Raw genomic sequence first — 11,971 nt, 5'->3', positions numbered from 1 at the left:
GATGCTCGTTTATTGCAGGGGGAGAGTAACCTTGAACGCGGTGTTGTACCCAGGTGGTGCAGATTCCATCAAATCGATCTTCCCACCCATTTTGCTCACGACCTGTTTCACCACGCTCAGGCCAAGGCCTAGCCCCGAAGCCATTGGATTGTCTGCGGTGTTGCCTTGGCTGGTGGTGCTAAAGAGTGGGTCCCAGATTCGCTGGCGCAGGAAGTCCGGGATACCGATGCCGTTGTCAGCGCACACAAGGATGTGATTGGTAGCGTCGTTGACGGCGTAGATCCGGATCTTCCTATCGTCGTCGGAAACCTTGGGGACCAAGGCCTTCACTGCATTCGATACCAGGTTGATGACGATGCCGTTATAGGCGGCGATGGGCATCAATGGGCCAGGCAACTTGGCGTCGATCTCGATCTCGGTTTTGATGCCATGCGCATCTATAATCGGCCCCAAGGTTTTCGCCGCTCGTGATGCCTGCGCAAACGACTTGAAGGATTGCGGAACCGGATGACGTGCGCGGTCAATGAAAATGCGCATATAGTCCAAGTAGTTCGCAAGTGCGTGCTCATGGGCAGAGACCTCCTCAGACGCCGCGCCCAGCGAACGATCCTTGGCAGCCAGCGCTTTCAACCGCGCGGCCGCTTGGCTCAGAATGTCCATTGCTTTCTCGAACTCATGCGTCATGAAGCCTGCCATTACGCCCATCATGGACATGAGCTCCAGCGATAGCCTGGCGTCCTGCTCGTATTGCCGAGTCTGGTCCAGCGTTGTCTCGACGGCCTTGAGCTGCTCAACAACGCGCTTGCGGTACTCGGGCTCGATCGACTGCGAGTGGCGGATTTCCGCAATGGCAGCAGCCAGGGAGGTGCGAGTTTGCTCTTGTTGTTTGACGTACTGGGCGTATTCGGCCTCAAGACGTGTCTTACGGTCGAAATGAGCGAGCAGTTCGGCGCCAAATCGCGCGACGTGCCACAGCAACCGAAAGGCGCCATTGGAGCGCAAAGATTCTCGGTCCATGTTCGGCAGCAGCCAGCTATCACTGTCTTCCTCGCCTCCCGGGTGCTTATGGGTCGAAATATGTACCCGTCCGATCAGTTGTGGTCCCCGTGGCAGGGCCAGCATAGGGTTTTTGCCGGTATCATTTCTGTCCGCGCCCATGGGGTAGAGCATTGGCGTGAAGATTGACTGCCAGTTGCGTTGGTTGAGAGCTTTGCTTGCATCAATGGCTAGCCAATCGCTGTCTTCAGCGTACGCCGCCATAGCAAAATGGTTGTCCACGACCGCGTAGCTTGCGTGATCACGCACCCAGCCCAGTGCAGTTCGCCCGTCCACGCTCAGACCCGAGAAGGTGCCCTTGCGCTTTGGAAAAAAACGCAGGTCAATGAACACTGGCGAATGCAGCTCCTCGGCAACGGGTAGATGCAGAATGTCCTGCACTTGGGGCACAAGCCCGCGGGCATCGGCGGGTTGGCCCTCCTGTACACTCAATGCCGACCGTGTGTAGGCCGCCGCAAGCTCGCTTAACTTGAGACTCTTCGACTCCAGCGGCTCGGCATACCCTTTCCAGAACACCTCGTAGTTCATTACACCGTCTTCGTCGACGTGGATCCGCACTCGCCCCACGTAGGCATCGAGAATTTCCTTTTGCAGGGACGCATCCACGGAATTCTCTGCTTGGCCTTCGCCTTCAAACACGAGCGAAAAGCCCGGGTCGGCATGCCTAGACTTTTTCCTGCCATCCGTTCTGAACGGTGGTGCCTCCAAGCCAGCGGCGGCATCTGTCAGACGAAGGACGTCAGTCTTCAATGTGCTGATAGAGATGCTGGTTGCTTCCTCGCGTAGCCCGGAGATCCTCAGCATTGTTCCTGTCCGAGCGCGGTCGGACACATTGGTAACACGATAGGGAATGGCGACATCGCCAATGGCGGTGGCGCGCGTGATGTAATCCCAGTCGAACGTCGCTTCTAGCGACTTCTTGCTGCCGTCGGGATACTGAGCCGTCGTCTGCAAAGTGACCTGTGCACCCAAGTATCTCGCCGAAAACCTGCCGACTCCTTTGGAACCAGCCATGCTGCGACCGTACTGGCGGGAAAACCGGGCCTTTCCTTTGTTTTGGCTGCTGATAACCATCCAGTTGTTCAGGAAGATTTCCTCAGTCATTCCATGGCCGTCATCGGCTACGCAAATCGCATCTTCCGTCAATGCCAAGGTGCATTCCTTCGCATCAGCGTCATATGCGTTCTTGACCAGTTCAGCCAGCGCGACCTCTGGTTTGCTGACCAAGCGCTCGCCCAACTCTTCCAGCAGGGCGGCATTGACTTGGAAATACGCTTTACGTGAACCAGCTTTCGTTGATGACGGTTCTTTTTTCACCGGGATCCTTCCTTGGACAACTGCGTTAGCACACTGTTGAATTGGCGTACTTCGACCTTTTTGAGGTTATTTGAGTGACTGACGACCCGTTTTGAGAAGTCGAATGTGGCAAGCCTCTGAGCCAATACGGCAGCCTCCTGCAGATCTGTACAGAAGAGCGCATAGACAGCTCCAACTGCAACTGCCTTGACGGAATTCAAGGCGATCTTCGGCCGCTTGCCAACGAAGCCTGAGGAGGCCAGCAATTGCGGAACAGGATGGGGCTTATACTGATACCATGTCTGTCGTAGCGTGCAGGTGGAATACTTCTTCCATGCATCTCCTACATTGTCCAAGTAAGCCCGCAGTTCAGGTGACACATTCTCCTTGTCGCTACGGATCAACCAGCAGCGCTGGCCGGCGTCGACGTAGTACTTCTTGAATGCCTCATCGTCCAGATCCTGTAGTTCAATGGGTAGTACCCGCAACGAAGTGACGCAAGGGACTACGTCTCGCTTCTTCTTGAGGCCAAAATGCAGTCGCTCTTCCTCTGTCAAGACGAAGATTTCCTGTCCGCCAGGACTCAAGCCACGCATGGCGTGTGCCGCATGTGCCCGATTTTCGTAGCTCAGAACTCGCGTGTTGGTGCCCGAGGGCTGCTTAACAGGCTTACTTTGGCCATCGGCACCAATCTTCCAGAACTTCCAATTTCCCGATTTTCTTGACTTGTCGATAATCGTGATTGAGGCAGTCGTCAGGACCGTGGGAAAGATGTCCTCGCTGAAGCGAAACACTTCGACATCCCATCCTTGTTCTGTGATATGGGCGCGCAGTTCACTCGCGCTTGGGCGGCTGACCCATTCGAACGGAATTACTTGCACGACCAAGCCGTCGGGCTTGGTCTTGATCAGTGCCTGGGCCAAGAAAAGGACGAACAGATTGGCGGTCTTCTTCAAGCGGATGCCCGATACAGACCGAATATTGGCTAGGACTTCGTCTCGCCACTGGGAGTCAAGGCGGTGATGGCGAATATAGGGCGGATTGCCAATGCAAAGATCGAATCCCATGGGCTCCCACTTCATCGCATCGGCATGGACGATTTGGGCATTGTCGGGCAGGGCCTTGCTACGCACCTTCGTACCGTCAACCTCGACGCCGACGTAGCGGCGGTAAGCCTCGTTTGGTTGGGAAAACCGTGCGTCGCCAGCACCTAGGTCGACCACGGAATCGAAAACCTGTCCATTCCGCAGCCGCCTTGCCATGCCCCATGCAAGTTCCACGATGGGGTGCGGCGTCTCCACCTGGCATGCTTGGAGGTGCTCAGCCTTCATCAATGCTCCGAACCGTATAATATGATGATATCCTTATATTATGACTCAAACGCGCCGCGATCACCATGCCAAAATTGTCGTAGGACACCGGCTCAGACAACTTATTGAAGGTCATCTCGGAATGCGCATCGAGTCGGCTGCAGAGGCTCTCGGCTATTCCACATCCTCCACATTGCGCCAAGCGTGCGCCGGCACTACGTTTTTAAGTGTCGAAAAACTTTTGCTGCTTGCACAACTGACAACCGCCGACGGCAAGGCAAAGGCGTCAATTGACTGGCTATTGACTGGCGAAGGAGCTCCAACTCGGCCTGTGTCTGCTGCAGAGGATCCCTACAAGTCGTTGTTGGACCGAATAGTGCTTGCCGGCCCCGAAATTCAACGGCAAGTTGAAGCGTTCCTGGATGTCCACTTAGTACCAGGACGAAACGACGGAGAAAAGGCATAGCCGTGGCACGAATTGTTTGAGTATCTACGAGAAACCGGTCCCGTCGCTGCTTTACATCACTTAATAACTCCTATTATCAAGGGATGCAAAAAAGCATGTCAGTTATGCGTACTGAACAATGAGCAAGTGCACTACCGCAGGCGCGCATCGACATCGTCGCAGGCGCGGTCGGCGCGCCTAAACGCTCCTACATGCCGATGAAAACCGCGAGGGTGCCCCGTTGGGGCATCCGCGCCTTCGCCCGGACTCAAATCTCCCGCGCAAATTCTTAGCAGGTCACTTGTGTAACACGACGATAACCGTCTCCCGGAAATCCATCCTGGATTTCACCGATCAGGTCAATCAGTCGCTTGTCCATCAGGTCCGTCCCCGCAGCCGTAGAGCGGTAATAGTAAGTGCTTCGGGGAAGATTGATCATCTGGCACCCCCGTCGGGTGGAAAGGGAAGCGGGCCGCTGATGGGCAATGACGGCTCGTTGCTGCTCGCGGACCTTGAACGCGCGTTTTTTTACCAGGTCGAGTTCCATCGTCAGTTGGCCTACCTTGCACTCCAGCGCAGCGATCTTCGCTTCATACTCGGCAATGGTACTGGCGGCCGCTTCTTCACGGTCGAGGTCGCCGTTGTCGTACTGATTCAGCCAGAGCTGGATGAGATTTGCTGAATCACGATAGGTCTTCTGCGCTTCGCGCCGACCGAGCTTGCCGTCCCGGATATCACTGCACAGCTGCAATTTGAATTTCTGGGAATGCCGCCGGAAAGGTCCTCTTGCAGACATCTGCTGCTCCTTCAGTAAAAGAGGAGCAAGCGTATCAAATTCTTCACCCCTTAACGGTCCAGCTTCTGGGGTTCACTCCGCTCCAAAAGTGGGTCAAATTTCAGTGAACGTCAAAGTAATTTTTCAAACACAGACGGAAAAGACAAGGCTATGCCTGCCTTGCAGTTAGATTAATTCCTACCACTTCAATTGCCTCAACATTTGGGAACTTTGACGAGATAACAGACCAGTGATTTTGCAGTGATTCTACAAGGCCGCTAAAGTCCACCCTGTTCTCAGAACCCGGAATGTCCCATCCTGCCTTTTCGCCTCGATAAACAAGCACAAAGAATCCACGGTTGGAACGATTGTCACGTAAATAGTCCCCGCAAAGTTGGTTTTCCAAACGCTCGAACAAGGCGGGGCCGGTCCATTTATCAGCAAGTTTCAGTTCCACCGGAACAGGGCCATCAAATTTTACGCCATGAAACCGCAGATCGGGCCTCTTGGCATCCCCAAGCTCTTCCTCCTGTGGTATCGAGTATCGGCCTTGCGCCTTCTCGCGGAGATCATGTCCAATGTACTTGCGCATCTCGGTTTCCTGCGTCACTCCAAGCAGGATCGAGGCTATGCCGCTATCACCGTTCTCCAGATCATCGCGAAGATCGAGTAGTCGTAGGTGTGCAAGCTCAGCAAGCTCTCGATGATTTGCTGGCGTCCGTTCCACCCGCTCAGCGAATTCACGAACTTGTGCGATTGTCCAGGGTTCAGTATCTCCGTCCTGCTCCGCTTTCATCTTTGCATGATGCAGCAACCAAGGCCTAAACGATTCCTCGGGGTGGGATTTTGCAACTTCCAGAAGTGCGAGAAAAGCTTCTTTGCCCGGGATCTTGTTCAACAACTCGAACAGGCGGTTGCGCGCTTCCTGAGCGTTGTCCCTCAATCCTGGCGAATAGACACCCGTTCCGGCGCGGTTAATGTCCTCACCAATGCGTACATACTCGTGCACAAGCAAGTAGAGCGATTTCAGATGGTCGGGCGTCTTATATGCTTGCCGTGTGCTTACTACGTCACCCGAACGACCGCCCCAAAGGTGCGTCACAAACGTCATCGCCAACTGAACTTTCTTTTGTCGACCGCGCAGCTTTACGAGGCGAGCACGAAGTACCTCGATAGAGCGTTCAGGCTCTACCCCAGTCCATACTGCAAACCACCGAGCCAAGTGATCGACATTCTTCAGATTTTCACATTTCTCGACGGCCAGGTCTCGCAGGGCGGCATCAGGCACTGACGAGCCTTGCAAGATGGTCAGTAGCTTGTCGAGATTATCGAGATTCTTGGGTTCATCCTTGCGCAGTTGCGCAAGGATACGAGGACCTAAGGTGTCCCAAGCCCACGCTCCGGACCAACTTACGTCACTGATAATGTAGTGTGTGCTTTGATCGACTTTCTCGAGCGTCAGCTCATACAAGATTTCCTGCATTAGAAATTCAGACACTTCAGTTGGAAACGCCGCAAATAGTCTTGGAAACCAGATGGGAAAGCCGTTAAGTTCGAAGGAGGCGTGACGGCATGCGTGTTCGACTTCAAGGGAACTCAAGCCGACCGGCCACTGATCACTCGATTCGATAAACTCGATCTCTAGACCGGCGAGGCCGATGATGGTCGCACCGGCGGTTCTATTGAGTGCAGCTCCCTCTGAGATTAGTTTCGGCTTATAGTTCTTCCAGAGCTCGACTGCAGAGTCCCTATAGAACTTGGCGACTTCATCACCGTATTCGTGGATCAACTCTTTCCAATTGTATGCAGTCCAGCGGCCAGACGTAGGCGAATTGTTGCGGGTTTGCTGAAACAGATAGTACAGGGCGTTTGTTACTTCTCCAGGAGCCTTTTCCTGCGCCGTGCGGGCCTCGGTCAAACTGGTATTGAAATATTTCTTCCAACCCGCGTGATACTCTGCCTCCTTTTCCTTGCGCGCCTTGTCTCGACGCTTCCATTTTTCCTCCATCTGCTTCATGCGGCGGTAGTCACTACCCCGCGGCGGGGGCTTGAGATAATTCGCCAGCCGATCTGCAAGCGCCGCGTCTTGGCCCGTAAGCTTTTTGAGCAGCTCGCGCCACGCGTTCGGTCGGCCGTTCCGAACATACAGATTGAAAGCAAGCGACAGCGCAACCTTTCTATCGTCCAGCAATGTCCGTCTAGCGATCTCGCCGGCGACATAGTTGAAGTCGTCAGGACCGAACTGTGCAAAGGATCCATATAACGAGGCCTGCCAGAATTCCGTGAGAGTTTCTCCACGCTTTCTGTCGATAGTCTCTCGTGACTGATGCACCTCGAACCAGAACAACGCTTGGTTTAGTTCAGGCCAAGCCGGAACGAGTTTTTCGAATTGGGCCTTGACCTCGATGGCATCATCAATGCCATATCCCTGAATTGCAGACAACTTGCTTAGAACGCCGAGAGCATCAGGACCTGTCGCGGCCGGTTGCCTCGCAATAACGAGCCGCTCCACTGCCTTGGCAGCAGGAGTTATAAGCCATTGGAACTTTTCGGAGACCTCGCAATTTCTCCGCTCCACAACCGGGGAAAGCCCGAGGAGTCGATTCAATTCCGAAACAAGAGGTGAAAGTAGGTCAACATTGGCCGAAGTGATCATCGCTTCAAGGCGATCTGTCAGATGATCGACGGAATAGCGCTGCTTTTCAGCCGACTTTTCCAGGCACGAAACCAGCCATGTAATATTTTCAGCTGATAGCTGGATGCCTTCCACGAGTTCTGCAAGCCAGTCTCGATTCAGTTCGTCGGCCTCGGTTAGAAACCGCTGACGGATTATCAATTGGTCATCGGCCGTTCCAACGGCGCGAACGGCCCTGAAGGCGGCTATTCGAAGGTACTGCTCGGCATCAGATTTCATGGCGATTTCCAGTGCTTCCCTGCGAACTCCTTTCAGCTCGCCGAGCCAAACCATACGCAACAGAAAACTCGCTAGATCGTCGTTGTCCGCATACTTCCCGACGAGCGTCCGAACATCATCGGCAAGGTCTGTATTTGCAAAGCGTTGCACGGCTGCGTAGTCACGCATGCTGCGCCCCACTGCGCCGCCTGCCATTTGCTCGCAAACTTCGTGAAGAATGTACCGGCGCACGTCAAGCGGCAACTGGCTGGGATCGCCCCCCTCAAAGATGATCTCGGGCGCAACCTTTCTAATACGCTCCCGGATTCTATCGTCTAGGATAGCAAGCCAAGGCAGAACGGGACGCAGCTTCGGGACAACGATGTCCATCCCATACTGCTCGCGAAAAAATAATGCCTCGATGCTTCTTCGCGATGTCTGTCGAGCCAGCAAGTCTGAAAACCACTCGGCCGTGAGATACTCCCTGACCGAACGGTGATGAAACCGTACCGTCCCGTAAATCGCTTCGTCGAAAATGGGTCTCGACAAGAGCGTTGCCTGGTCCTTGTCATCCCAGTCAGCGAGAATTGAGCGCACGTCCAGTCCATTTGGGTTGTCTGCGCCGTCCGGGACACGGAGTACTTGGCTCTGTGCAAGGGTCGCTGCGACAGCCAGCAACTTTGCACCTGTGCGTGCACGATCTGCCGCTAACGGTCTACTGTCAGCCCGATCCTGATCCCGTTCCGCCAGTCTGCGTTCAATGCTGTTTCGCATGATCTCGAGGCGACTACCTATTCTCCCCTTATCGAGCCAGAACTCCGTCAACTCTGCAAGATCTTGGGGCCGGGATGTAAATGACCATGCATCCGCGCGTTCAATCGCCTCAAGAAACTCTGTGGAGTCGTTAATACCGCGCGCGCGAGCAAACGACGCTATTTGATCCGAACTGAGATCGTCCAGTGCCACAATCCTGAACATCGGCGGAGTTTTGCCACGTTCATTGGTCAAAACTGTCAAATCGAGGCAGACATCTGCCTCGGATTTTTTTGCCTGTGTCGCACCGCGTGGCATGTAGGGTAGATGATTGACGCAATGGGCAAGGTCGGTCATGGGTCGCCACGCGGTTGTTCTACCTGTAATGACGATATGCGTTCTATCTTTAGCAGCATTGATGCGCCGCCCGAGCTTGCGAATGGCTAGCTCGAAGTCCGCGGGATTGCGCAGCCTCGCTTCATCGACGGAGTCTAGTAGCATCCACCCCTCTTGGCCGGACGACATCCACTCTTCAAATTCTTCGAAAGTCCCAACTTCGAACGCGTCCTCGAAGTCAGAAGGGATATGTTCAAGTCTGAGAAAAAAAGCGGATCTTCCCTCGGCCCGGAGTCTTCGCGCCACATTGCGGATTTCAGCAGTCTTACCCGCACCAGCTTCGGACAGGAGTATCAAGCGGTATTCAGCAAGGAGATCAGTCCAGGTGAGTCGTTCACCTAGACGGAATGCATGGCCGAAATCCGAGTCGTCATCCTTGCCCGAATATTCCGAAAGTTCACGGAATGTACGCCCAAGTTCGATAAATTCGTATTTGGCGGCCTGTTTCAGGTCAATGGCAGTAGTGTTCATTTTGGTAAATCATATTTCCAACGTGCTGTAGCAGCGCAGGGCATGCTTTGTTTCCCTGTCTGGATTGCGGCTCGGCATCGGCGCAACTGGGGCGGCGAGCGTGATGTTCTGGTATAACGGCCGAATGTCACAGAATTGATGACGTTTACCATTTGATCTTGTGTCGCTCGTCGGTTTCACGATGACGAGCATCATCCGATGAATGGAGATATCCGCTCGTTGTAGTGATGGATTCATGCCCCAAGTTGTCGCGGACATGTCGAAGGTCTACATTACTGTTCGCCATGTGTGATCCAGCGGTATGCCTTAACCAATGGGCGGATGCGGCCTCGACGCGTGTGGCAAGTGATTCAAAGCTTGCCCCGCGCATCTTCAAGCGATTCGCTGTATCTAAGAAAACTTGTTTGACGAGCGCATGCACTGCACCCCGTGTCATCTGACGCTGCTGTGTCCCAATGGGCAGGAGCAGTGGGACGTCTTCGGAAGGAGTTGGAAAGGGAGCTAGGCGTTTTTCTCGACGATAGCGCGCTAGCTCAATCATCAGCTCGTTGGTTGCAGGGACAATTCGTGTCTTATCCCCTTTGCCAACGATTTCGAGCCACCACCGTTCCTCCCCATCCTTGTCCCGGCGGCAGAAGAATCCGCCCATTGTGTTTCCGACGACTTCCGAGATGCGCACCCCGCAGAGATACAACAATGAAAACAGCCACCGTGTCCGCAAGTAGTGCTCGCGCTCCCGGTCGGTCTCCTTGGGCATGGCGTCGATGGTGAGCTTGACCTCGGTCCACAAGTCTTCTTCGAGATATCGGGTGACGCGCGGTTTGGCTTTTCTGGTCCGCTGACGTGACAGGGACAGCGGATTACCGGCCAGGTAACCTGCATTGACCAGCCACGAGAACAGCGTATTGAGGATGATGAACGCCTGTCGCTGACTTGAAGGGGAGAGGGGGCCGGCGAACGGGCGCCAGTCCGGATGCGACCGCCCGAACTTCCGACCGTCACGCATGACCCAGCGGGCAGCCGGCTGCGGATCAGCGAGGAAGTGCTGATACGCGAGCAAGTCTTCGTGCGTCAGCGAAGAGATCGGTTTCTGCAGTTGCACCGTCGACCACAACAGGAGCCGTTCGGCTTCCTTTCGGTAGTTGTCGAACGTGGTTTTCGTATCGGCGAAACGCGCAAGCCAGGCTTTGATCGCATCGATATCATTCTGTGCGGAGATCTGAGGCCGGTTTCCCGTCGCTCGGTTCGTACCGTCCCGGCCGTCGAGGTCAGGTGAGATAACGATGGCTTCAATGGGAGCCAATGATGAGCTGGCAGGTGAAGAACTACGAGAGTCGATGGGCATTCGGAAGCCGATCCAGGGCGAAAATTCTATTCGACATTATATTAGTAATGTCATCTTTTTGGAGTAGGGGCGCCATTTGGTCTGAAGCCGGAACTGAAATCTCTGTGCTCCGTGGTGCGTAAATGCAGCATACGGATCGAAGGAACTACCTGCTCAGCCACCAATTGGCGAACGCTGCAAGGTTCGGGTGTTGAGAATGAGCGAGCACGAGATCGTCGCCAACGTTAGGTGACCCGTTAGGTTCGCGCAGAATCAACGCGGCATGGATATCGGTCGGAATCCCGCGCAGGTATGGTAAGAAATCATCGACGAAGGCAACGGGATTGAGTTCGCGAAGAGCGGCTGCCTTCGGACTGACGCTCGAGCCAGTATTGGGCGTGGCATACAAACGTGCGATAGGGAATCCGCAATCGCGCAAGTTCTGCAGTCTTGCTGCCTGGTACTGTAATTTGATCGCGCTCACACACACGAGTTCGTAGCCAGCGGCTGCGAGAGCATGACAGGCGTCGACAGCGCCGGAGACGGGCGGTATCGTTGACCAGTACTGGTGATCGAAATACGCGCGAAATTGCGCTAATTCTTCGCCATTCAAACGACGTACTTCCCATCGATCGAGCGGCCAATAGGCAAGAGGATCGCGTACAGCAGGCATCGAACCAAATGCCTTTGCCCAGGCACCGGCGTAGGCTTGGTGGTAGTCGAGTAAGACGCCGTCAACATCAAGTGCAATGATTTGTTTCATGAAGTCATGCGTTCATAAAGTGTAGAACTTTCCGACCTAGATCCGGAGAAATGAAAAAAGGCTGTTCGCCGGCTGTTCCCACTGCATCACTTGATTGAAGCCACCACCCATCATGGGTTAGTTGTTATAGAAACTTTGCCAGAGGCCGTCTCTCTGGCGCAAGGCGTTCTGCCGTTGCAATTCGTATTGCCAGCGCACAGGAGGCCAGTCAGCCGAGCAGCTAAGAGGTCTTGGGCGTTTACGGAAGCAGTGTTCAAGCAAAAAGTGGCAGAACAGATGGTCCCATAAGTTTTGCAGTACTCGATAAATCGCACCGGTATGTTTCGCAGAAGTCGCACAGAAACAGAAAACCTTTCGCAGTATAAATCCGTGAAACATTACGCGAATAAAGAGTGGAACTTATGGGAACGCTCTAAATGCTCTCTCAGAGCGCTGTCGGTAGGTCGGAGGAGGTGTGACGCAAGGCGCCTAACGTCCGAGCCGTAACTT

At 54.4% G+C, this 11,971-nt stretch carries 7 protein-coding genes; 1 reads left to right on the top strand and 6 read right to left on the bottom strand.

The window, feature by feature from the left end; all coding sequences use genetic code 11:
* Positions 1–9: 9 nt before the first annotated feature.
* A complete protein-coding gene (locus tag ACNOHI_RS05795) occupies positions 10–2,373 on the bottom strand; it encodes a sensor histidine kinase (RefSeq protein ID WP_420473700.1) in 2,364 nt (787 codons plus the stop codon).
* A complete protein-coding gene (locus tag ACNOHI_RS05790; RefSeq protein ID WP_420473699.1) occupies positions 2,370–3,683 on the bottom strand; it encodes an Eco57I restriction-modification methylase domain-containing protein in 1,314 nt (437 codons plus the stop codon). The genes ACNOHI_RS05795 and ACNOHI_RS05790 overlap by 4 nt, the downstream gene beginning before the upstream one ends.
* A gap of 121 nt (positions 3,684–3,804) precedes the next feature.
* Between ACNOHI_RS05790 and ACNOHI_RS05785 the strand changes: the two genes are divergently transcribed.
* Entirely contained in the window at positions 3,805–4,128 is a 324-nt protein-coding gene (locus ACNOHI_RS05785; protein ID WP_420473698.1) for a hypothetical protein, read from the top strand.
* 268 nt (positions 4,129–4,396) lie between these two features.
* Here the strand turns inward: ACNOHI_RS05785 and ACNOHI_RS05780 are convergent, their stop codons facing one another.
* From ACNOHI_RS05780 to ACNOHI_RS05765, 4 genes are all read right to left on the bottom strand, one after another.
* Positions 4,397–4,903 carry a hypothetical protein gene (locus ACNOHI_RS05780; RefSeq protein ID WP_420473697.1) on the bottom strand — a complete coding sequence of 169 codons (507 nt, stop codon included), beginning with the start codon at positions 4,901–4,903 and terminating at the stop codon, positions 4,397–4,399.
* A 148-nt stretch (positions 4,904–5,051) separates the two neighbouring features.
* Complete coding sequence (locus ACNOHI_RS05775; RefSeq protein WP_420473696.1) at positions 5,052–9,395, bottom strand: NACHT domain-containing protein; 4,344 nt, start codon at positions 9,393–9,395, stop codon at positions 5,052–5,054.
* Between the two features lie 145 nt (positions 9,396–9,540).
* The gene (locus ACNOHI_RS05770) at positions 9,541–10,740 is read right to left on the bottom strand and encodes a tyrosine-type recombinase/integrase (protein WP_420473695.1); all 1,200 of its coding nucleotides are present in this window, start codon (positions 10,738–10,740) and stop codon (positions 9,541–9,543) included.
* 145 nt (positions 10,741–10,885) lie between these two features.
* A complete protein-coding gene (locus ACNOHI_RS05765; protein ID WP_420473694.1) occupies positions 10,886–11,482 on the bottom strand; it encodes a 5' nucleotidase, NT5C type in 597 nt (198 codons plus the stop codon).
* Between the last annotated feature and the right edge of the window lie 489 nt (positions 11,483–11,971).

Origin of the sequence: Noviherbaspirillum sp. ST9 (assembly GCF_048799745.1) — a bacterium.
Classification (GTDB): domain Bacteria; phylum Pseudomonadota; class Gammaproteobacteria; order Burkholderiales; family Burkholderiaceae_D; genus Noviherbaspirillum.
Note: the sequence above shows the minus strand (reverse complement) of the source record. Positions and strands in the feature narration are given on the sequence as shown.